General features: G+C 71.4%; 19 protein-coding genes. 6 read left to right on the top strand and 13 right to left on the bottom strand.

Going from position 1 to position 21,883, the window contains the following annotated elements:
- The first annotated feature begins 1 nt into the window (after position 1).
- From zwf to pgl, 3 genes are read left to right on the top strand one after another with little or no spacing between them, the layout of a single operon-like run.
- Positions 2–1,540: a glucose-6-phosphate dehydrogenase gene (zwf, locus tag ACH4LD_RS17515; protein WP_398056954.1), complete on the top strand. Its 1,539-nt coding sequence runs from the start codon at positions 2–4 to the stop codon at positions 1,538–1,540.
- On the top strand, positions 1,537–2,643 hold the full coding sequence (opcA, locus tag ACH4LD_RS17510) for a glucose-6-phosphate dehydrogenase assembly protein OpcA (protein ID WP_132784010.1): 1,107 nt from the start codon (positions 1,537–1,539) through the stop codon (positions 2,641–2,643). Before zwf ends, opcA begins: the two co-directional genes overlap by 4 nt.
- A complete protein-coding gene (pgl, locus tag ACH4LD_RS17505; protein ID WP_132784009.1) occupies positions 2,640–3,422 on the top strand; it encodes a 6-phosphogluconolactonase in 783 nt (260 codons plus the stop codon). Before opcA ends, pgl begins: the two co-directional genes overlap by 4 nt.
- Before the next feature lie 47 nt (positions 3,423–3,469).
- Here pgl and ACH4LD_RS17500 read toward each other — a convergent pair whose 3' ends face one another.
- From ACH4LD_RS17500 to ACH4LD_RS17480, 5 genes are all read right to left on the bottom strand, one after another.
- Complete coding sequence (locus ACH4LD_RS17500) at positions 3,470–4,309, bottom strand: carbohydrate ABC transporter permease (protein ID WP_132784008.1); 840 nt, start codon at positions 4,307–4,309, stop codon at positions 3,470–3,472.
- Between the two features lie 10 nt (positions 4,310–4,319).
- Positions 4,320–5,675 carry an ABC transporter permease subunit gene (locus ACH4LD_RS17495; RefSeq protein WP_398056953.1) on the bottom strand — a complete coding sequence of 452 codons (1,356 nt, stop codon included), beginning with the start codon at positions 5,673–5,675 and terminating at the stop codon, positions 4,320–4,322.
- Between the two features lie 10 nt (positions 5,676–5,685).
- Positions 5,686–7,011 carry an ABC transporter substrate-binding protein gene (locus tag ACH4LD_RS17490; protein WP_398056952.1) on the bottom strand — a complete coding sequence of 442 codons (1,326 nt, stop codon included), beginning with the start codon at positions 7,009–7,011 and terminating at the stop codon, positions 5,686–5,688.
- A gap of 32 nt (positions 7,012–7,043) precedes the next feature.
- The gene (locus ACH4LD_RS17485; protein WP_398056951.1) at positions 7,044–8,654 is read right to left on the bottom strand and encodes a glycoside hydrolase family 13 protein; all 1,611 of its coding nucleotides are present in this window, start codon (positions 8,652–8,654) and stop codon (positions 7,044–7,046) included.
- A gap of 157 nt (positions 8,655–8,811) precedes the next feature.
- Positions 8,812–10,083 (bottom strand): ABC transporter substrate-binding protein, encoded by a 1,272-nt coding sequence (locus tag ACH4LD_RS17480; protein ID WP_398056950.1) that lies wholly within the window; start codon positions 10,081–10,083, stop codon positions 8,812–8,814.
- 124 nt (positions 10,084–10,207) lie between these two features.
- On the opposite strand from ACH4LD_RS17480, the gene ACH4LD_RS17475 reads away from it, so the two are divergent.
- Genes ACH4LD_RS17475 through ACH4LD_RS17465 form a run of 3 tightly spaced genes read left to right on the top strand, consistent with a single transcriptional unit; the run spans position 10,208 to position 13,775 of the window.
- Positions 10,208–10,723: a PadR family transcriptional regulator gene (locus ACH4LD_RS17475; RefSeq protein ID WP_132784004.1), complete on the top strand. Its 516-nt coding sequence runs from the start codon at positions 10,208–10,210 to the stop codon at positions 10,721–10,723.
- Positions 10,720–11,472: an ABC transporter ATP-binding protein gene (locus tag ACH4LD_RS17470; RefSeq protein WP_398056949.1), complete on the top strand. Its 753-nt coding sequence runs from the start codon at positions 10,720–10,722 to the stop codon at positions 11,470–11,472. Before ACH4LD_RS17475 ends, ACH4LD_RS17470 begins: the two co-directional genes overlap by 4 nt.
- 20 nt (positions 11,473–11,492) lie before the next feature.
- Positions 11,493–13,775, top strand: a complete 2,283-nt coding sequence (locus ACH4LD_RS17465) for an FtsX-like permease family protein (protein WP_398057065.1) — start codon at positions 11,493–11,495, stop codon at positions 13,773–13,775.
- A gap of 59 nt (positions 13,776–13,834) precedes the next feature.
- Here ACH4LD_RS17465 and ACH4LD_RS17460 read toward each other — a convergent pair whose 3' ends face one another.
- From ACH4LD_RS17460 to gap, 8 genes are all read right to left on the bottom strand, one after another.
- Positions 13,835–14,575: a DsbA family protein gene (locus ACH4LD_RS17460; RefSeq protein WP_398056948.1), complete on the bottom strand. Its 741-nt coding sequence runs from the start codon at positions 14,573–14,575 to the stop codon at positions 13,835–13,837.
- A 186-nt stretch (positions 14,576–14,761) separates the two neighbouring features.
- A complete protein-coding gene (gene pgi, locus ACH4LD_RS17455; RefSeq protein ID WP_398056947.1) occupies positions 14,762–16,414 on the bottom strand; it encodes a glucose-6-phosphate isomerase in 1,653 nt (550 codons plus the stop codon).
- A gap of 52 nt (positions 16,415–16,466) precedes the next feature.
- The gene (locus tag ACH4LD_RS17450; protein ID WP_398056946.1) at positions 16,467–17,735 is read right to left on the bottom strand and encodes an MFS transporter; all 1,269 of its coding nucleotides are present in this window, start codon (positions 17,733–17,735) and stop codon (positions 16,467–16,469) included.
- A gap of 121 nt (positions 17,736–17,856) precedes the next feature.
- Positions 17,857–18,192 (bottom strand): RNA polymerase-binding protein RbpA, encoded by a 336-nt coding sequence (locus ACH4LD_RS17445; RefSeq protein WP_003976875.1) that lies wholly within the window; start codon positions 18,190–18,192, stop codon positions 17,857–17,859.
- Positions 18,193–18,395: 203 nt separating this feature from the next.
- Entirely contained in the window at positions 18,396–18,632 is a 237-nt protein-coding gene (secG, locus tag ACH4LD_RS17440) for a preprotein translocase subunit SecG (protein WP_014672006.1), read from the bottom strand.
- Positions 18,633–18,739: 107 nt separating this feature from the next.
- Positions 18,740–19,516, bottom strand: a complete 777-nt coding sequence (gene tpiA, locus ACH4LD_RS17435) for a triose-phosphate isomerase (protein ID WP_398056945.1) — start codon at positions 19,514–19,516, stop codon at positions 18,740–18,742.
- 3 nt (positions 19,517–19,519) lie between these two features.
- A complete protein-coding gene (locus ACH4LD_RS17430; protein ID WP_132784000.1) occupies positions 19,520–20,731 on the bottom strand; it encodes a phosphoglycerate kinase in 1,212 nt (403 codons plus the stop codon).
- 136 nt (positions 20,732–20,867) lie between these two features.
- Complete coding sequence (gene gap / locus ACH4LD_RS17425) at positions 20,868–21,875, bottom strand: type I glyceraldehyde-3-phosphate dehydrogenase (protein WP_069781521.1); 1,008 nt, start codon at positions 21,873–21,875, stop codon at positions 20,868–20,870.
- Positions 21,876–21,883 lie beyond the last annotated feature (8 nt).

Raw genomic sequence — 21,883 nt, 5'->3', positions numbered from 1 at the left:
CTTGTCACCCGTTTCCGGTTCCGGAGCGAACCCGCTTCGTGACCCGGCCGACCGACGGCTCCCGCGTATCGCGGGGCCGTCGGGCCTGGTCATCTTCGGCGTCACCGGCGACCTGTCGCGCAAGAAGCTGATGCCCGCGGTGTACGACCTCGCCAACCGGGGTCTGCTGCCGCCGGGCTTCTCGCTGGTGGGCTTCGCCCGCCGCGACTGGGAGCACGAGGACTTCGCCGAGGTCGTCCACGACGCGGTCAAGGAGCACTCGCGTACTCCGTTCCGCGAGGAGGTCTGGCAGCAGCTCATCCAGGGGATGCGCTTCGTCCAGGGCACCTTCGACGACGACGAGGCATTCGAGCGGCTGCGCGCCACCATCGAGGAGCTGGACAAGGCACAGGGCACGGGCGGCAACTTCGCCTTCTACCTGTCCGTGCCGCCGCGCTCCTTCCCGGTGGTCATCCAGCAGCTGAAGAAGCACGGTCTGGCCGACCAGACCGGCGGTTCCTGGCGGCGAGCGGTCATCGAGAAGCCGTTCGGGCACGACCTGAAGTCGGCCGAGGAGCTGAACAAGGTCGTGCACGAGGTGTTCGAGCCGGAGCAGGTCTTCCGGATCGACCACTACCTCGGCAAGGAGACCGTCCAGAACATCCTGGCCCTGCGTTTCGCCAACACGATGTTCGAGCCGATCTGGAACCGGTCCTTCGTGGACCACGTCCAGATCACCATGGCCGAGGACATCGGCATCGGCGGCCGGGCCGGCTACTACGACGGCATCGGCGCCGCCCGGGACGTCATCCAGAACCACCTGCTCCAGCTCATGGCCCTCACGGCCATGGAGGAGCCCGCCTCCTTCGGCGCGGACGCGCTGGCCGCGGAGAAGGAGAAGGTGCTCGGCGCCGTCCGGCTGCCGAAGGACCTGGGCGCCGACACCGTGCGCGGGCAGTACGCGGCGGGCTGGCAGGGCGGTGAGAAGGTCACCGGCTACCTCGAAGAGGAGGGCATCGACCCGAAGTCGAAGACCGACACCTACGCCGCGGTCAAGCTGGAGATCGACAACCGCCGCTGGGCGGGTGTCCCCTTCTACCTGCGCACCGGCAAGCGCCTCGGCCGCCGGGTGACGGAGATCGCGGTCGTCTTCCAGCGGGCCCCGCACTCGCCGTTCGACACGACGGCGACCGAGGAGCTGGGCCAGAACGCGATCGTCATCCGCGTCCAGCCCGACGAGGGCGTCACCGTCCGCTTTGGCTCCAAGGTGCCGGGCACCTCCATGGAGATCCGGGACGTGTCGATGGACTTCGCCTACGGCGAGTCGTTCACGGAGTCCAGCCCGGAGGCGTACGAGCGCCTGATCCTGGACGTGCTGCTCGGAGATGCCAACCTCTTCCCGCGCACGGAGGAGGTCGAGCTGTCCTGGAAGATCCTCGACCCGATCGAGGAGTACTGGGACAAGCACGGCAGGCCCGCGCAGTACAAGTCGGGCACCTGGGGTCCCGTGGAGGCGGACGAGATGCTCGCACGAGACGGACGGAGCTGGCGCCGGCCATGAAGATAGATCTGACCGACACCACCGCCGGAGCGATCAACAAGGCGCTCGTGCGGGGCCGCCGCGCCATCGGCACGCCCGCCGTCGGCATGGTGCTGACCCTCGTCATCGTCACCGACGAGGAGAACGCCTACGACGCCCTGAAGGCCGCCAACGACGCCTCGCGCGAGCACCCCTCGCGCACACTGGTGGTCATCAAGCGGGTCTCCCGCTCCCCGCGCGACCGCACGTCCTCGCGTCTGGACGCCGAGGTGCGGGTGGGCGCGGACGCGGGCACCGGTGAGACGGTCGTCCTGCGTCTGTACGGCGAGGCCGCGGACCACGCCGACTCGGTGGTCCTGCCGCTGCTGCTGCCGGACGCGCCCGTCGTGGTGTGGTGGCCGGTGAACGCCCCGCTCGACCCGGCGAAGGACCCGCTGGGCGCGCTCGCCCAGCGCCGGGTCACCGACACCTACGCGGCCGAGCAGCCGGTGCGGGAGCTGTCGGCCCGCGCCGAGGCCTACACCCCCGGCGACACCGACCTGTCCTGGACGAGGATCACACCGTGGCGTTCCATGCTCGCGGCGGCCCTCGACCAGGTCACCTGCGAGGTGACGGCCGTCGAGGTGGAGGGCGAGGAGTTCAACCCGAGCTGTGAGCTGCTGGCGATGTGGCTCGCGGACCGGCTGGACGTACCGGTGAAGCGCTCGCTGTCGTCCGGTCCGGGGCTCACGGCCGTCCGCATGGACACCGACTGCGGCCCGATCGTGCTGGACCGGGCCGACGGCTCGCTGGCCACGCTGTCCATCGAGGGCCAGCCGGCCCGCGCGGTGGCGCTGAAGCGGCGGGACACCGCCGAGCTGATCGCGGAGGAGCTGCGCCGGCTGGACCCGGACGACACCTACGCGTCGGCGCTGCGCTACGGCGTGGAGCGGCTGGACACGGTGCCGCGGCAGGCGTCCGAGGCGCCGGCCGGGGACGCGGGCGCCGAGTCCGCGGCCGAGCCGGTCGCCGTACCGGAACCGGTCGAGGAAGCGGCCAAGGCCCCCGCGAAGAAGGCGGCGGCCAAGACCGCGAAGAAGGCACCGGCGAAGAAGGCACCGGCCAGGAAGGCGACGGCGAAGTGAGCACTCCGCAGCTGGTCGTCCACCACGACAAGGAACTGATGGCGCAGGCCGCCGCGGCCCGCCTGATCACGAAGATCGTGGACGCGCAGGCCTCCCGGGGCACCGCGTCCGTGGTCCTCACGGGCGGGCGCAACGGCAACGGCCTGCTGGCCGCGCTGGCGGCGGCTCCCGCCCGGGACGCCATCGACTGGGGCCGCCTCGACCTCTGGTGGGGCGACGAGCGCTACCTCCCCGAGGGCGACCCCGAGCGCAATGTCACGCAGGCCCGCGAGGCGCTGCTGGACTCCGTGCCGGTGGACCCGGAGCGCGTGCACGCCATGCCCGCCTCCGACGGCCCGCACGGCGCGGACGTGGAGGCGGCCGCGGAGGCGTACGCGGCGGAGCTGGCGAAGGCGGCCGGACCGGAGAACCACGGCGCGGTGCCCACCTTCGACGTCCTGATGCTGGGCGTCGGCCCGGACACCCACGTGGCGTCGCTCTTCCCCGAGCTGCCCGCGGTCCGGGAGACCGAGCGCACGGTGGTCGGCGTCCACGGCGCCCCCAAGCCGCCGCCCACCCGGATCTCCCTCACCCTCCCGGCGATCCGTGCGGCCCGCGAGGTCTGGCTCCTCGCGGCCGGCGAGGACAAGGCGGAGGCCGTCGCCATCGCCCTGTCCGGCGCGGGCGAGATCCAGGCCCCGGCGGCGGGCGCGTACGGCCGCTCGCGCACGCTGTGGCTGCTGGACTCGGCGGCGGCTTCGCAGCTGCCGAGGTCGCTGTACCCGCCGGCGTCTCCGTGACACTGGTGCGTGTGTAGCCGCGGCGGGGGTTTCGGCCCCCGCCGCCGCTATTTCACCGACCCCGCCATCACGCCCTGCACGAAGTGCCGCTGGAAGGCGAAGAACACCACCACCGGCACGATCAGGGACAGGAACGCGCCCGGGGCGAGGACGTCGATGTTGCTGCCGAACTGGCGGATCTGCGACTGGAGTTCCACGGTCAGCGGCTGCGACGAGCTGTCGGCGAACAACAGGGCGACGAGCATGTCGTTCCAGACCCACAGGAACTGGAAGATGGCGAGCGAGGCGATGGCCGGGCGGCCCACCGGCAGGACGAGACGCGTGAAGATGCGCCATTCGCTGCCGCCGTCCATCCGTGCCGCCTCCAGCATCTCCTTCGGGATGTCCGCGAAGTAGTTCCGCAGCAGGAAGACGGCGAAGGGCAGGCCGTAGGCGACGTGGAAGAGGACGACACCGGGGATCGTGCCGAACAGGCCCAGCGTGCCGAAGAGTTTGGCGACCGGCAGCAGGCCGATCTGCACCGGCACCACCAACAGGGCCACCACCAGCAGGAAGAGGGGTTCCCGCAGCGGGAAGTCCAGCCAGGCGAAGGCGTATCCGGCGAGGGCCGCGATGACGACGACCAGGGTGGTGGCCGGCACCGAGATCAGCACGGTGTTCCAGAAGGCCTGCGTGATGCCCGCGTTCTTCAGCAGCGCCGAGTAGTTGTCGAAGGAGAGCTGGCCGGGACCGGCCAGCGCCGTCCACCAGCCGCCCTTCGCCGTGTCCTGGGCCGAGCGCAGGGAGGACAGGAAGAGACCGGCCAGCGGGGTCAGCCAGACCAGGCCGATGACCACCAGGAAGGCCTGCACCAGGCCGCTGCCCAGGCCGCGCCTGATCGCGTTCATCGCTGACTCCTCATCGTTGACTGTTGCGGAAACGGCGGACGTTGAAGACCATCGCGGGGATCACCAGGAGCAGCAGGAGCACGCCGAGGGCGCTGCCGAGGCCCTGGTCGTTGCCGCCGCCGAAGGACACCAGCCACATCTGGGTGGCGAGGACGGTGGCGTCCTCCTGCACCGGGCCGGGCGCGATGATGTAGACGAGGTCGAAGACCTTCATCACGTTGATCACCAGGGTCACGAAGACCACGGTGAGCACGGGCGCGAGCAGCGGGACGGTGATCCGGCGGAAGATCTGCCACTCGTTGGCCCCGTCCATCCGGGCGGCCTCCAGGGCGTCGCGCGGGAGCGTGGAGAGGCCCGCGCCGATCAGGACCATCGCGAAGCCCGTCCAGATCCACAGGTAGGCGCCGATGATCGCGGGGGTGACGAGGGTCGGGCCGAGCCAGGAGACGCCCTGGTAGGGCGGGGCGAAGTTCGACTCCGGCAGCCTCACCGTGTACGACCCCGCCGTGAGACCGGAGAAGCGGAAGGAGCCGTCTGTGGCGGTGGTCGCGCTCGCGACCGTCTTCCCGTCGCGCACCGCCTCGACCTTCATGCCGGGCAGGCCGCTCTCCTGGGCGTCGACCTTGCCCTGCGTGCCTCCTCCGCCGGGGGTGAAGTCCAGGTAGACGACACCGCGCAGTTCGCCGGGTACGGCCTTGCGCGCCGCCGCCGCGCGGGCGGGTGAGGCGTCGCCGGGCAGGTCCTTGGGCAGCACCCCGACCATCGGCAGCGTGACCGTGTCGCCCGCCGAGGCGGTCGTCCGGTAGGAGCCGTCCCGGTCCTGGGTGAGCGATCCGGCGCGGCCCCGGGCGGTGGGGTAGGTCGACGTGCCCTTGAAGGCGTCGTGGACGGAGACGACGGCCGCGTTGAGCACGCCCTTGTCGGGGTCCTCGTCGTAGGCGAGGCGGAAGATGATGCCGGCGGCGAGGAAGGACACCGCCATCGGCATGAAGAGGAGCAGTTTGAAGGCCGTCGCCCAGCGGACCTTCTCCACCAGGACGGCCAGGATCAGGCCGAGGCCGGTGAGCAGGGCGGGGGCGACGACGACCCAGATGGTGGTGTTGCGGATGGCCTTCAGGGTGGCCGGGTCGCGGAACATCTCGGTGTAGTTGTCGCCGCCGACGAACCGGGTGCCGGAGGCGTCGAAGAAGCTGCGGCCGACGGAGAACAGCACCGGGTAGACGACGAGCGCGCCGAGCAGGAGCAGTGCGGGGAGGACGAAGAGCAGGGCGATCAGCCGGCCGCGCCGCCGGCCGCGGCGCGCGGGCGCCGGGCCGGCGGCGGGACTCGGGCCCGCCTGCTGCTTGACGACAGTGGTGGCGGTCATGGTGTGCCGCTCAGCCCTGGTAGGCCTTGGCCGCGGCGGCTTCGAGCTTCGCCGCCGTGCCCTTCGGGTCCGACGGGTCGCGCAGGAAGTCCTGGAGGAGCTTCCACTCGCCGGTGCCCTTGGTGCCGCCGAAGGCCGCCGGTGCCTGGTCGGACATGTCGAAGCGGACCGAGTCCCCCGCGCCCACGAGGGACTTGGCGGTGGCGCGGGTGACGTCGTCGCCGTACGCGGAGAGTTCCAGCTTCCTGTTCGGGGACAGGAAGCCGCCCGCCTTCGCCCACACGGCCGCGGCCTCGGGGGTGGCCAGGTACTCCAGGAGCCTCATGCCGGCCTTGGCGTTCTTGCCGTCCTTGAGGACGACGGCCGCGTCACCGCCGCTGACGACGGGTGCCGTGCCGCCGCCGACCGCCGGGAAGGGGAAGAAGTCGGCGTCCTTGCCGATCGCCTTGCCGTACTGGTCGTGGGCGACGCCGGCGACGAAGTCGCCCTCGTAGACCATGCCGGCCTCGGGCTTGGGGCCGAACACCTTCTCCACCGAGCCGGGGAAGTCGGTGTTCAGTGCCTCCTTCTGCCCGCCGGCGATGAGCTGCTTGTCCTTGAAGAGCTTGCCGAGGGTGGTGAGCGCCTCGACCACCGTGGGGTCGGTCCACTTGAGCCGGTGGGCGGCGAGGGCGTCGTACTTCTCGGGGCCCGCCTGGGAGAGGTAGATGTTCTCGAACCAGTCGGTGAGGGTCCAGCCGTCCTGTCCGGCGACCGCGAAGGCGGCGAGGCCGGAGTCGGAGACGGTGTGTCCGGCCTTGAGCAGTTCGTCGTAGGTCTTCGGCGGCTCGACCCCGGCCTGGGTGAGGGCGTCGGGGCTGTACCAGACGGTGGACTTGTGGGCGGCCTTGAAGTAGAGGCCGTAGAGGGTGCCGTCGACGCTGCCGTACTTCTTCCACACCGGTGCGTAGTCGGCGTCGATGGTCTGCCGGGCGGTCGGCGAGAGCGGCTTGAGCCAGCCCTTCTGCGCGAACTGCTTCAGGACGCCGACCTGTGGGACCATCACGACGTCGGGCGCGTTGCCGCCCTCGATCTTGCTGCCGACGACCGTGGAGACGTTGTCGCCGGTCGACACGAACTGGGTCTTGGCGCCGGTCTTCTCGGTGAAGGCGTCCAGCACCTTCTGGAAGTTCTTCTGTTCGCTGCCGGACCAGACACCGGCCACGGTGACGGTCTGGCCGCTGAGCGCCTTGTCGCCGCCGCCCGCGGAGACGTCACCGCCGCCGCAGGCGGTGGCGCCGAGGGCGAGGGCGAGAGCGGTGCAGCCGGTGAGCAGGGTCGTGCGTCGTCGCATCATCGTCGATGGACCTTTCGATCGGGGATGGGTGATCAGAGGTCGTTCAGCCACCAGGCCGCCGTGGCGCCGGGCAGGACGCCGGGCGGGCAGGGTCCGCTGGACAGCAGGGGGGTGCCGGAGACCGGCGCGGGGGCGGGGGCCGTACCGAAGTTGACGGCGCAGACCAGGCCGTCGCCGCGGACGAAGGCGAGGACGTCCGGCGGGGTGTCCAGCCAGCGCAGCGTGCCCTCGCCCAACTGGGGCAGGGACTTGCGCAGTTGGAGACCGTCCCGGTACAGGTGCCAGAAGGAGCGGGTGTCGGCGAGGGCGCGGTCGGTGGCGTACTCGGCGAAGTAGTCGGGCTGCGGCAGCCAGGGCCTGGCGCCCTCCACGCCGGAGGTGAAGCCGAACGGGGAGGCCTGTCCGGACCAGGGCAGCGGCACCCGGCAGCCGTCGCGGATGCGGGCGCGGCTGCCGGTGCGCCGGAAGATCGGGTCGGTGAGCACGTCGTCGGGCAGGTCGACGACCTCGGGCAGGCCCAGTTCCTCGCCCTGGTAGATGTACGCGGCCCCGGGCAGCGCCAGCATCAGCAGCGCGGCGGCGCGGGCGCGGGCGGCGCCGAGACCGCTGCCCTCGGTGGCCGGTTCGCCGTAGCGGGTGACGGTGCGGACCTGGTCGTGGTTGTTGAGGACCCAGGTGACCGTGGAGCCGGTGCCGGCGATGTCCTGCATGGCCTCGGAGATGACCTTGCGGAAGGCGTCGGCGTCCCAGGGAGCGCCGAGCAGGTCGAAGAAGAAGGCCTGGTGGAGCTCGTCGGGGCGGACGTACAGGGCGTGTTCGCGGGCGGTGGGGACGGAGACCTCGCCGACGAGCAGGCGTTCACGGCCGTCCCGGTCGGCGTACTCCTCGCAGATCGAGCGCCAGCGGCGCCACACGTCGTGCACCTCGGGCTGGTTCCAGGCGAGCGGGTTGACCGAGTCGCGGGTGCGGGCGTCGGCCTCCGGGTCGTCGGAGTCGGGCAGGTCGGGGTGCTTGAACAGGCCGGCGGCGACGTCGATGCGGAAGCCGTCGACGCCCCGGTCGAGCCAGAACCGCAGGGTCCGGTCGAACTCGTCGGGGATCTCGGGGTTGCGCCAGTTCCAGTCCGGCTGTTCGGGCGTGAACATGTGCAGGTACCACTGGCCGTCGGCGGCCCGGGTCCAGGCGGGGCCGCCGAACATGGCGTGCCAGTTGTTGGGCGGCTCGCTGCCGTCGGGGCCGCGGCCGTCGGCGAAGTGGAAGCGGGCGCGGGCCGGGCTGCCGGGCTCGCCGGCCAGGGCCTCGCGGAACCACGGGTGCTCGCTGGAGCAGTGGTTGGGGACGATGTCGAGCAGCACCTTGATGCCGAGGCGCCGGGCGGCGGCCATCAGCAGGTCGAACTCGGCGAGGTCGCCGAAGAGCGGGTCGACACTGCGGTAGTCGGCCACGTCGTAGCCGTGGTCGGCTTGCGGCGAGGGGTAGAAGGGGCTCAGCCAGATGCCGTCGACGCCGAGCTTCTTCAGGTACGGCAGCCCGGCCCGGACGCCGGCCAGATCGCCGATGCCGTCACCGGTGCTGTCCAGGAAGCTGCGGACGTACACCTGGTAGATCACGGCGTCCCGCCACCAGTGGTACTTACTCAACATGCATGCATGTTAGGTAGCCGTGTCGCGACGGTGTCAACGAAAAGAACAGAGGCTACCGGGGAGTTGGGGCGGAAAATGCGGACTTACCAGGACACTTGAAAGCCAGTTGAGATATCCGCGTTACCTAACAAGTAACTAGCCGCTGATCGGCGACCGGCTATCGGCTCGCGATGGCGTCGAGTTCGCGCGCCAGCCGGCGCACGGCCTGCCCGGGCGTCTGCCGCCCGGTGAGCGCGTCCTGCACGACCGCCTGCACGGCCAGGCTGACCTGGTCGTAGTGCGGGCTCTTGGGGCGCGGCCGGGCGGTGAGGACGGCGGTGCGCAGGGTCGGCAGATAGGGGAACCGCTTGATGAGCGCGGGGTCCGCGTAGAGCCCGGCGCGCACGGGCGGCAGCGCGCCCCGCGTGAGCACCTGGCGCTGCACGGGCGCGCTGGTGAGGTAGGCGATCAGACGCGCGGCGGAGTCCGGGTGCCGGGCGTGGGTGTTGACCGCGAGGTTGGAGCCGCCGAGGACGCTCGTCCCCGGACCGTCGGGCCCGGGCAGCGGTACGGCGCCGATCTTCCCGGCGACCCGGGAGCCCGGGGCGGAGGCGACGGCGTACGCGTAGGGCCAGTTGCGCAGGAAGAGCAGCCTGCCGTCCTGGAAGGCCTGTTTGGACTCCTCCTCCTTGTACGTCAGCGCCTGCCTCGGGATCCAGCCCTCGCGGATGCCGCGGGCGAGGAAGCCGATGCCCTCCCGGGCGGCGGCCGAGTCGACGGTGACGCGGGTGCCCTCGCCGCCGAGGACGGTGCCGCCCGCCGAGTACACCGCCTCGGCCGCGTTCACGGTCAGGCCCTCGTAGGGCAGGAACTGGCCCGCGTAGCCGCCGAGTCCGTACTTCGGCGCGATGGTCCTCGCGTCGTGCTCCAGCTCCGCCCAGGTGCGCGGCGGGGACACCCCCTCCTTGTCGAGGACGTCCTTGCGGTACAGGAGGAGTCCGGCGTTCGTGACGTACGGGACCGCGTACAGCCGCCCGTCGTAGGTGGCCGTGTCCACGACCGGCGGCAGGAAGCTGTCCAGCGGGAAGCGGTCGCGGGGCAGCGGGCGGATCCAGCCGGCCGCCGCGAACTCGGAGGTCCAGTCGACGTCGATGTTGAGGACGTCGAACCGTCCCCGGTCGCCGCCGCGCAGGTCGGTCGTCATCTGCGCGTGCGTCTCGTCGGCGGAGTCCGGCAGCTCGACCAGGGTGACCTTCTCGCCGGGATGGGTGCGGTTCCAGCCCTGGAGCAGCGGGCCGAGATAGCCGGTGAGGTCACCGGCGGTGGCCAGCGTCAGCGGGCCCCGGCCGCCTCCCGTGCCCTCGTCGGCGCGGGCACCCGGGGCCACGTACCCGGCCAGACCCACGACGAGAACGAGAAGGCCCCTACCGGCGGCGCGCATCCACCGCATAGGTTCCTCCCTGTACACCCGGCACCACGGGCACCCTCGCCCGGGGACAGAGGCCATGTATACCTGTTAGGTATGCGCGATACTAGGGCCTGGAGCACATGGAGCAGACAGGAGGACAGCACGAGTGCGCCTGCCCCTCCTGGCACTCCTCGCCCGCGGCCCGGCCCACGGCTACGAGCTGAAGCAGGACCTTGAGCAACTGCTGGGCGCCGCGTACCCTCAGCCGAACGTCGGCCAGATCTACGTCACCCTCGGCCGCCTGGAGAAGTCCGGGCTGATCGAGGGCGAGGACGTCGAGCAGTCCAGCCGGCCCAACAAGAAGGTCTACCACCTCACCGACGCCGGGCGCGAGGCGCTGCTCGCCTGGTTCGAGGAGACCGAGGACGAGCCGCGGGTGCGGGACGAGTTCTTCATGAAGCTCGCCCTCGCCCCGCAGACCGGTCTCGCCGACCAGATCGCCCTCATCAACCGGCAGCGGCGCCAGTACCTCAACACCATGCGCAACCTGTCGAAACTGGCCGCGGCCGAGAGCCGGGACAACCGAATCGCCCAGCTGCTGATCGAGGGCGCGATGCTGCACCTCCAGGCCGACCTCGACTGGCTGGAGCGGTGCCAGGAGGAACTGGAGGATCTGGAGTGAGTGACGGCCACGCTCCGGTGCTGCGGGCCGAGGGGCTGGTGAAGACCCACTACGGCGAGGGCGCGCCCGCGCACGCCGTGCGCGGGGTGGACCTCGCCGTGGCCCGCGGCGAGTTCGTCGCGATCACCGGGCCGTCCGGCGCGGGCAAGTCCACGCTGCTGCACCTGCTCGGCGGGCTCCAGCGGCCGGACGCGGGCAGCCTCTGGCTCGACGGCCGGTGTACGGACTCCTTCAGCGAGGCCCGCTGGGCGGTGGAGCGCAGGAAGGCCATCGGGATCGTCTTCCAGTTCTTCAACCTGGTCTCGAACCTGTCGGTCGCCGACAACGTGGAGCTGCCCGCGCTGCTGGCCGGGGTCCCGCCGAAGAAGGCCCGCGCCGAGCGGGAGGCGCTGCTCGCCGAGCTGGGTCTGAAGGGCAAGGAGCGCAGCATGCCGGGCGAGCTGTCCGGCGGCGAGCAGCAGCGGGTCGCGCTCGCCCGGGCCCTGGTCAACCACCCGCCGCTGCTGCTCGCGGACGAGCCGGCCGGCAGCCTGGACAGCAAGGGCACTCGCGAGGTGATGCGGCTGCTGTCCCGCTTCCACGGGCGCGGCCAGACCATCGTGCTGGTCACCCACGACGCCCGGCTGGCCAGCGCCGCCGACCGCGTGATCAGCTTCTTCGACGGCCGCATCGCCGACGACGCGACCCTGGACGGCACGCCGCCGCCCCGGCGGAGCGGCATCTCCGGCGTGCTGGAGCTGAGGGACTGACCGTGCTGGACCTGACGGACGTGCGGGCCACCCTGCGCTGGGCGCACTCCGACCTGCGCACCCACCGCGGCGAGGCGCTGTTCCTGGTGCTGGCCACCGCGGGCGTCGTCGCCTCGCTGCTGCTCGCCGCCGCCCTCTTCGGCTACGCCACGAACCCCTGGCAGCGGACCTTCGCCGAGGCGCGCGGCGCCCACGTCTGGCTGCACACCGCGCCGTCCGCCGACGCCCGCGCGCTGGCCCGGCTGGACGGCGTCACCTCCGTCGCCGGCCCCTACCGCGCCGAGTCCGCCACCGTCGCCGCCCGCGGCACCCGCGCCTCCGTGGAACTGCGCGCCACCCCGGACCTGCCCTCCGTCGGCCGGCCCCTGCTCACCGCCGGGCACTGGCTGGACCCGGCCGCGCCGGACGGCGTGGTGCTGGAGGGCAGCCTGGCCAGGGCCCTGCTGGCCGAGCCCGGCGACACCCTGACGCTGCCCGGAACGGCCCGCACCCTCACCGTCGAGGGCATCGCGGACAGCGCCGAACCCCCGTACCGCCCCGGTGAGCAGACCGGACTGGTGTGGGCCCTGCCGTCCGCCGTGCGGGCCCCGGCCGGCCAGGTCATCGGGCTACGGCTCGGCGATCCGTCCGACACCGACTACGCCGTCCAGCGCGCCGTCACCGTGCTGGGCGCCGGCGCGGTCGGCGAGGTCTCCACCTGGCAGCAGGCCCGCGCCGAGGCACAGGGCGACAACCGGCTGCTCGGCCAGGTGCTCGGGCTGTTCGGTCTGGGCGCCCTCATCGCCGCCGGGTTCGCGGTGCACGGCGCCATCGCGACCCGTATCCGCGGGCACCTGCGGGACCTGTCGGTGCTGAAGGCGATCGGCTTCACCCCCGGCCAGGTCGTACGGATCTTCCTGCTCCAGCACCTGGCGTACGCGCTGCTCGGCGCGGTGGCGGCGGCCGCGCTCACCGAGGGGCTGGGCAACCGGGTCCCGGGGCGGCTCGGAGACGCGGTGGGTGTGTGGCAGGGGCTGCCCGGGCACACCCTGGTGCTGTGTGCGGTACCGGCGGGCGCGGTGCTGTTCATCGGCCTGACCACGGGGCTCGCGGCCTGGCGGGCGGGGCGGGTGCCACCGGTCCCGGTGCCGCGCCCGGCCGCGCCGACGGGCGGGCGGCTGAGCGGGGCGGCCCGGCGGGCGCTCGGGCTGCGGTTGCCGGCCGCGCTGGTCCTCGGCTGCCACAAGGCGTTCGCGGGGCGCGGCCGGTCACTGGCGACCGTGGCCCGGCTGATGCTGCCGCTGCTGCTCATCGTGGTGGCGCTCAGCGCCTGGACGACGATCGACCGCTTCCACAGCACCCCCGAGCGGGTGGGCCTGCCGACGGCGCTCACGGTCCGCTCGGACGGCGCCCTGGACGCGTCCGGGGTACGGGCCGTGCTGGCCCAGGACTCCCGGGTCGCCGCCGCCTATCCGGGCGTCGAGGTGGCCGCGCTGGTGCCCGGCCAGACCGGGACCATCGCCCTGCGCGGGGTCGGCACCCGCGCCGAGCCCTACCCGTACGCCCTCGCCGAGGGCCGCGCCGCACGCGGACCGGACGAGGCGGTGGCCGGCCAGGGCCTGCTCGACCTGCTGGACGCGCGGGTGGGCGACTGGGTGCGGATGACGGTGGGCGACCGGCCGCAGATCCTGCACATCGTGGGCCGCGCCCTCGAACCGCGCAACGCCGGGCGGGTCGTCACCACCTCCCTGGACACCCTCCGGGAGAACGACCCGGAACTGTCCCCGGCCTTCTACGAGCTGCGGCTGCGGCCGGGCGCCGACCCGCACCGCGTGGCCGCCGCCCTCGCCTCGGCCGGCCACGGCCACCTGGAGGTGCATCCCGTGACGAACCCCGCCGACGGGCTGTCCCCGCTGCGCGGTGTCGTCGCCGGGCTGATCGCCGTCCTGGCGCTGATCGGGCTGGTGGAACTGCTCACCGCGATCGGCGGCAGCGTCCGCGAGGGCGAGCGGGACGTGCTGGCGCTCCGGGCGATCGGCATGTCGCCACGGCAGATCACCGCGATCACCGTCACGGCGACGAGCTGTACGGCCCTGGCGGCGGCCGTCGCCGGCACGGCGCTGGGGCTGCCGTTGGCCCGCCGGCTGATCGACGCCCAGGGCGGCTCCAGCGGAATCGGTGCCGGAATCGCCCAGTCCCCCTCCCCCGGCCTGCTTCTCCTCCTGGGTGCGGCGGCCGTTGTGGGCGCGGCGGCCCTGGCCACCCTGCCCGCGTCCCGCGCGGCCCGCCGGCGCCTCGCGGACACGCTGAGCGCGGTGGCCTGAGCCGGCTCAGTGGCCGCAGGCCGTTCAGAGGCCCCAGCGTTTCCGGGGCCCCAGAGTCTTCAGGGGGACACGGCCCGCCGGCTCCCGGGGTCTTCGCGGATCTTCTTCAGCAGGCCGTCGAAGACCTTCCCGTCGAACAGCAGGCCGTTGTACCGCACCGGGATGCGTACGTCATTGATCTCGGCGGTGGGGGTGCCGGGACCCTCGGGGTCCCGCGGCCTGCCCGCCCACTCGTACGCGTCCTCGCTGTTGGTCACGAACGTCCGGTACCTCATGGTCTTGACGGCCGCGTCGAAGTCCGGCCCGCGCAGCCCCGGGACCCGTCCGGCCAGCTTGAGCAGGTAGGCGTCGGTGAATCCGTCGACGCTCTCGGCGGGCTGGTGGGCGTAGAGCACGTCGTGGTACTCGGCGAACCTCCCCTTGTCCAGCGCGGCCCGCAGGGCGTTCACCGCCCTGCGGGACCCCGCGCCGCCCAGCCGGTCGTCCATGAAGGAAGCCAGGGTGTACTGGGTCTTCGCCTCACGCCGGATGGTCGCCTCACGCAGTTCGGGGGCACCACCGGTGGTCTCGAATCTCTTGCACACCGGGCACCGCGGGTCCTCGTACAGGTGCACGGTCAGCGGGGCGGCCTCGTCCCCGACCATGATGGTCGTGCCGTCGTTCCCCAGCCGCTCCGGAAGGTCCGCCAGCCGGGTGTACGGCACGGCCTTCGCCGTCTCGTCCGGCGGGCCGCTCCTCGACCCGGCCGACTGCCGTCCGCTCTTCGACCCGGCCGACTGCTGTCCGCTGTCGCAGCCCACCGGCCGACACCGCCGCCACGGCCACCGCGACCGCCGTGGCCAACACCCTGCGCACCATGCGCCATCTCTCTCCTGGTCCAACGGAACCCTAGGGCACGGGCACGGGCACGGCGGGGCGCGCGGGCATGTCGCCGCCGCGGCCCCCGGCCGGGACCTGCTCGGCCGGGGACCGGCGCCGGCCGCGGATCAGCTCCGGCCGCGCAGTTCCCGGTACGTGGCGACCAGTGCCTTCGTCGACGCGTCCAGGCCGGGTACGTCGGCGCCCTCGGTGAGCGCGGGCTCGACGCGCTTGGCGAGCACCTTGCCCAGCTCCACGCCCCACTGGTCGAAGGAGTCGATGTTCCACACCGCGCCCTGCACGAACACCTTGTGCTCGTACAGGGCGATCAGCTGGCCGAGGACGGACGGGGTCAGCTCACGGGCGAGGATCGTCGTGGTCGGCCGGTTGCCCTGGAAGGTCTTGTGCGGGACCAGCTCCTCGGCCACCCCCTCGGCGCGGACCTCCTCGGCACTCTTGCCGAAGGCGAGCGCCTGGGTCTGGGCGAAGAAGTTGGCCATCAACAGGTCGTGCTGGGCCTTGAGTTCCTCGCTCAGCTCGGCGACCGGCCGGGCGAAGCCGATGAAGTCGGCCGGGATCAGCTTGGTGCCCTGGTGGATCAACTGGTAGTACGCGTGCTGCCCGTTGGTGCCGGGCGTGCCCCACACGATCGGCCCGGTCTGCCACTCCACCTGCTTGCCGTCGCGGGCGACGTACTTGCCGTTGGACTCCATGTCGAGCTGCTGGAGGTAGGCGGTGAACTTGGAGAGGTAGTGGCTGTACGGCAGCACGGCGTGCGACTGGGCGTCGTGGAAGTTGCCGTACCAGATGCCCAGCAGACCCAGCAGCAGCGGGACGTTGGCCTCGGCCGGCGCCGTGCGGAAGTGGTCGTCGACGATCCGGAAGCCGTCCAGCATCTCGCGGAAGCGGTCCGGGCCGATGGCGATCATCAGGGAGAGGCCGATCGCGGAGTCGTACGAGTACCGGCCGCCGACCCAGTCCCAGAACTCGAACATGTTGGCCGTGTCGATGCCGAACTCGGCGACCTTCTCGGCGTTCGTGGACAGCGCCACGAAGTGCTTCGCCACGGCGGCCTCGTCGCCGAGCGCGGCCAGCAGCCACGTCCGTGCCGAGGTCGCGTTGGTGATGGTCTCGATGGTGGTGAAGGTCTTGGAGGCGATGATGAACAGCGTCTCCGCCGGGTCGAGGTCCCGGGTGGCCTCGTGCAGGTCGGCGCCGTCCACGTTGGAGACGAAGCGGACCGTGAGGTCGCGGTCGGTGAAGCAGCGCAGCACCTCGTAGGCCATCGCGGGCCCGAGGTCGGAGCCGCCGATGCCGACGTTGATCACGTTCTTGATGCGCTTGCCGGTGTGACCGGTCCACTCGCCGGAGCGGACCCGCTCGGCGAAGCCGGCCATCTTGTCGAGCACGGCGTGCACGGCCGGGACCACGTTCTCGCCGTCGACCTCGACGACCGCGTCGCGCGGGGCGCGCAGCGCGGTGTGCAGCACGGCCCGGTTCTCGGTGACGTTGATCTTCTCGCCGCGGAACATGGCGTCCCGGAGGCCGAAGACGTCCGTCGCCGCGGCCAGCTCGCGCAGCAGGCGCAGGGTCTCGTCGGTGACCAGGTGCTTCGAGTAGTCGATGTACAGGTCGCCGACCTGGAGCGTGTACCCGGTGCCGCGCGCCGGATCGGCGGCGAACAGGTCCCTGAGGTGGGTGTCCGCCAGCTCCTCCCGGTGCTTGGCGAGTGCGGTCCATTCGGGCGTCTGGTTGAGCCTGGTACGGCCGTCTGCGTTCATGTCCGACTTCCGCCTTCTTTCGTGCCTGTCCCAGCCGTTCCAACCTAGTTGATCAGGGCGCGGGACGAGCGGTGGAGACGCTGTCCGCACGGGACACGACGGATACGTCGGGCCGGCCTCCCGGTATCAGCGCGATGACGGCCGAGGCGAACAGGACGGCCGCGAGCAGGGCGGGCGCGTTGAGGCCGTACAGCCCGGCCACGGCCCCGCCGAGGAACGCGCCGAGCGGGGCACCGGAGGTGGAGGCCGTACGGAAGGCCGAGGCGATGCGGCCCGGCATGGACTCGGGGCTGCGCTGCTGCATCAGGGTGACCTGGTTGACGTTCCAGACCATGTTCATCGCGCCGAGCAGCAGCATTCCCGCCACCATCGCGGGCACGTGCCGCACGGAGCCGATGAGCAGCAGCGCGCCCGTCTGGAGCGTGCCGCCGAGCAGCAGGGCCCGCACCCGGCCGGTGCGGCGCGCGATCCGCTGGGCGACGAGACCGCCGGCCAGGCTGCCGGCCGAGTACGCCGTCATGGCGGCGACATAGCCGGTGTCGCCCGCGTGCAGCCAGCGGGTGACGTGCAGCGCCAGCGTGGCGATCAGGGCGCCCATGCCGATGTTGCACAGCAGTGTGGCCACGCACACCGCGCGGAGCACCCGGTCGCACCACAACGCGCGCAGGCCCTCCCCGATCTCCGTGCGCAGGGTCCCACCGGCAGGGCGGGGCTCCCGCTTCGGCGGCCGTATCCGCAGGGACGCCACGAGCGCGGCGGCCACCAGGTACGTGCCCGCGTCCGCCGCGAACGGCGTGAACGCCCCGGCCGCCAGCAGCAGCGGCACGAACGGGCCCGCCAGCAGTCCGCCCGCGAGCTGCTGACCGGTCATCAGCCGGGCGTTCGCGCTGCCCAGCGCGCCCTGGTCCACCAGGGAGGGCAACAGGGCCGTGGAGGCGTTGTCGAAGAGCGTCTGGAGTGCGGTGAGGGAGAAGGCGAGGGCGACCAGCAGGGGTACGGAGGCCCACCCGAGGCCCACGGCGAGGGCGAAACCGGCGACGAGCAGCCCCCGCACCGTGTCCACGAGCCACATCGCCCGCCGTTGGTCGACGCGGTCCGCCACAGCACCGCCGAGCAGCCCGAACAACAGCCAGGGCAGATAGCCACACGCGGTGACGGAAGCGATGGCGAGGGGATCGTCGGTGAGGCTCACGGCGAGCAACGGCAGCGCGGACGTGCGCAGCGCGTCACCGAACCGGGAGACCACGGCGGCCGTCCACAGCCGGCCGAATCCCCCGCGCCAGGCGGGGGTGCCCCCGCTCGCCGTCCCGACCACAGCCACGCTCGCCCCCTCATGGTGCGCCGATGAACACACCGTAGAGGGCGCCACTGACAACGGCCGTCCGCAGCGGGGGGAAACGGCTCCGGCCAGGCGCCCGCAGGCACCCGGCCGGTCACAACTCCTAGATCTCGCCTCGCAGTTTGGCGAGCGCCTCGGCGAGGATCGCCTCACCGTCCGCGTCGCTGCGCCGCTCCCGCACATACGCCAGGTGCGTCTTGTACGGCTCGGTGCGCGGCGGGTCCGGCGGGTTGTCCCGGTCCTGGCCGGCCGGGAAGCCGCAGCGCGGGCAGTCCCAGGTCTCGGGAACCTGCGCGTCGCTGGCGAAGCTGGGCTGCGTCTCGTGCCCGTTGGAGCACCAGAAGGAGATGCGCAGACGCGGCGCGGACTCGCCGCGCTCGGCCTCGCCCATCGGCCCCGCCCCGACCCGGCTTCCTCGGATCGCGTTGCCACTTGCCACGGTCGTAACTCCCTGCGTGATGGTGCCGCGAAGCGAGTCGGCGTTTCGCTTCGCTGCGAGCGCCTCAGTCTACGTAAGGCCCAACGCGCGTCCAGTGATTGGAGTTACCGGCCCCCACACCCAGACGCAAGCCCCATGATAGGCCGCGCTCAGGAGCGCGTACCGAACATGGGGCTTTACGTGCGGAATGTGCTGTTCGCGTGTCAGCTGTTCGTCTTGATCAGCATGCCGAGGACGATGATGCACGCGAACCACAGCAGGCCGACCACGATGGTGATCCGGTCGAGGTTGCGCTCGGCGACCGAGGAGCCGCCGACGGAGGACTGCATGCCGCCACCGAACATGTCGGAGAGGCCGCCGCCCTTTCCCTTGTGCATCAGCACCAGCAGCATCAGCAGCAGGCTGAAGATGATCAGGGCGATCGAGAACCCCAAAACCACGGCTGGACCAACTTCCTCGGATTCGGATGGACGACGGGGGCACAGCACCCGGCTGTGCCCCCGCAAGGGTACGACGTATCGCCGCTACCGCCTACTCACGGACATGATCACTGGTCGCGGAAACGCACGATCTTGACGAACTCGTCGGCGTCCAGCGAGGCACCGCCGACCAGGGCGCCGTCGATGTCGGCCTGGGCCATGATCTCGGCGACGTTGCCCGACTTCACGGAGCCGCCGTACTGGATGCGGACCTGGTCGGCCACGTCCTGGGAGTACAGCTCGGCGATCTTGGCGCGGATGGCGGCGCAGACCTCCTGGGCGTCCCCGGCGCCGCACACCTTGCCGGTGCCGATGGCCCACACCGGCTCGTAGGCGATCACGATGGTCCCGGCCTGCTCGGCCGGCAGGTCCTTGAGACCGCCCTCGACCTGGGAGAGGGTGTGGCTGACGTGGTCGCCCGCCTCGCGGACGTCCAGTTCCTCGCCGACACACAGGATCGGGGTGAGGCCGTGCTTGTAGGCGGCCTTGACCTTGGCGTTGACCAGCTCGTCGGTCTCGTTGTGGTACTGGCGCCGCTCGGAGTGGCCGATCACCACGTAGGTGCACTTCAGCTTGGCCAGCATCGGGCCGGAGATCTCGCCCGTGTAGGCGCCGGAGTCGTGCTGGGAGATGTCCTGGGCACCGTACTTGATCTTGAGCTTGTCGCCGTCGACCAGGGTCTGCACGGAGCGCAGGTCGGTGAAGGGCGGCAGGACGGCGACCTCGACGGCCTCGTAGTCCTTGTCGGCCAGGGCGAACGCGAGCTTCTGGACGTGTGCGATGGCCTCAAGGTGGTTGAGGTTCATCTTCCAGTTGCCCGCCATCAGCGGCGTGCGCGTGCTCAAGGGTCAGTCCTCCAGTGCGGCGAGGCCGGGGAGCGTCTTGCCCTCAAGGTATTCGAGGGAGGCGCCGCCACCGGTCGAGATGTGGCCGAACGCGTTCTCGTCGAAGCCGAGCGTGCGCACGGCCGCGGCGGAGTCACCGCCGCCGACGACGGTGAACCCGTTCGTTTCGACGAGTGCCTGGGCGACCGCCTTGGTGCCCTCGGCGTAGTCGGGGTGCTCGAAGACGCCCATGGGACCGTTCCAGAAGACGGTCTCGGCGTCGGCGAGCTTCGAGGCGTAGAGCTCTCGGGTCTTGGGGCCGATGTCCAGGCCCTCCTGGTCGGCGGGGATCTTGTCCGCGTCGACCACGGTGTTCTCGGTGGGCGCCTTGGTCTTCAGGTCCGGGAAGGTCCGGGAGACCACCACGTCGACGGGCAGCAGCAGCTCGACGCCCTGCTTCTCGGCGCGTTCCATGTACTCCGTGACGGCCGGGACCTGGTCCTCCTGGAGGAGGGAGATGCCGACCTCGTAGCCCTTGGCCTTGAGGAAGGTGTAGGCCATGCCGCCGCCGATGAGGAGCCGGTCGGCCTTGCCGAGGAGCTGGTCGATGACGGCGAGCTTGTCGGAGACCTTGGCGCCGCCGAGCGCGACGACGTAGGGGCGCTTGACGTCCTCGGTGAGCTTCTTCAGGACGCCGACCTCGGTGGCGATCAGGTAACCGGCGTAGTGCGGCAGCCGGGCCGGGAGGTCGTAGACGGAGGCATGCTTGCGGTGCACGGCGCCGAAGCCGTCACCGACGTAGACGTCGGCGAGCGCGGCCAGCCGGTCGGCGAACTCACCACGCTCGGTGTCGTCCTTGGACGTCTCGCCGGCGTTGAAGCGCAGGTTCTCGATGACCGCGACCTGGCCGGGCTGGAGGCCGTCGACGGCGTCGTGGGCGGCGGGACCGACGGTGTCCTGGGCGAAGGCGACCGGGGCGCCGAGCAGTTCACCGAGGCGCTCGGCGGCGGGCAGCAGCGAGAAGGCGGGGTCCGGGGCGCCCTTGGGGCGGCCCAGGTGCGAGGCGACGACCACCTTGGCGCCCGCGTCCGCGAGGGCCTTGACGGTGGGCAGGACGGCGCGGATGCGGCCGTCGTCGGTGATCGTCCCGTCGGCCAGCGGCACGTTGAGGTCGGCGCGGACGAAGACCCGCTTGCCGCTCACGCCGTCGGCGAGAAGTTCGTCGATCGTCTTCATGGGAGTGGACTCCTACAGGAGGGCTCGTGGTGCACCTGATCGTAAAAGGACGTGGTCAGTACGTGGGACAGGGCCCGGACAGCGCGACGGTGCGCTGCACGGGCCCTGCTCCCACTTCGGGGTCCTGCTTCGGCGATCAGAGCTGGTTGCCGACGAAGACCGTGAGGTCGACGAGGCGGTTGGAGTAGCCCCACTCATTGTCGTACCAGCCGATGACCTTCACGTTCTTGCCCTCCTGGACCATGGTCAGGGAGGAGTCGAAGGTGCAGGAGGCCGGGGCGTTGACGATGTCGGAGGAGACGATCGGGTCCTCGGTGTAGTCGAGGAGGCCCTTCAGCTCACCCTCGGCGGCCTTCTGGAAGGCGGCGTTGACCTCTTCCTTGGTGACCTCGCGGCCCAGCTCCACGACCAGGTCGGTGACGGAGCCGGTCGGGACCGGGACGCGCATGGCGATGCCGTCCAGCTTGCCCTTGAGCTGCGGCAGGACCAGGGCAGTGGCCTTGGCGGCACCGGTGGTGGTCGGGATGATGTTCTCGGCGGCGGCACGGGCGCGGCGCAGGTCCTTGTGCGGGAAGTCCAGGATGCGCTGGTCGTTCGTGTACGCGTGCACCGTGGTCATCAGACCCTTGACGATGCCGAAGTTCTCGTCGAGGACCTTCGCCATCGGCGCCACACAGTTGGTGGTGCAGGAGGCGTTGGAGATGACGTGGTGGTTCGCCGGGTCGTACTTGTCCTGGTTGACGCCCATCACGATGGTGATGTCCTCGTCCTTGGCCGGAGCCGAGATGAGGACCTTCTTCGCGCCACCGGCGATGTGCTTCGCGGCGTCTTCCTTCTTGGTGAAGATGCCGGTCGACTCGATGACGATGTCGACGCCCAGCTCGCCCCACGGGATGTCGGCCGGGTTGCGCTCGGACAGCACCTTGATGGTGTGGCCGTCGACGGTGATGGTGTCGGCGGTGTGGGAGACCTCCTGCTTGAGGCGGCCCAGGATCGTGTCGTACTTGAGCAGGTGAGCGGTGGTCGCGGTGTCACCCAGGTCGTTGACAGCCACAACCTCGATGTCCGCTCCCTGCTCCAGCAGCGCGCGGAAGTAGTTACGCCCGATGCGGCCGAAGCCGTTGATGCCTACGCGGATCGTCACGAACCGAT

The organism is Streptomyces sp. NPDC017676, assembly GCF_044329325.1.
Taxonomy (GTDB): Bacteria; Actinomycetota; Actinomycetes; order Streptomycetales; family Streptomycetaceae; genus Streptomyces.
The sequence above is the reverse complement of the archived record's forward strand: the minus strand, read 5'-3'. Positions and strand labels throughout refer to the sequence as shown.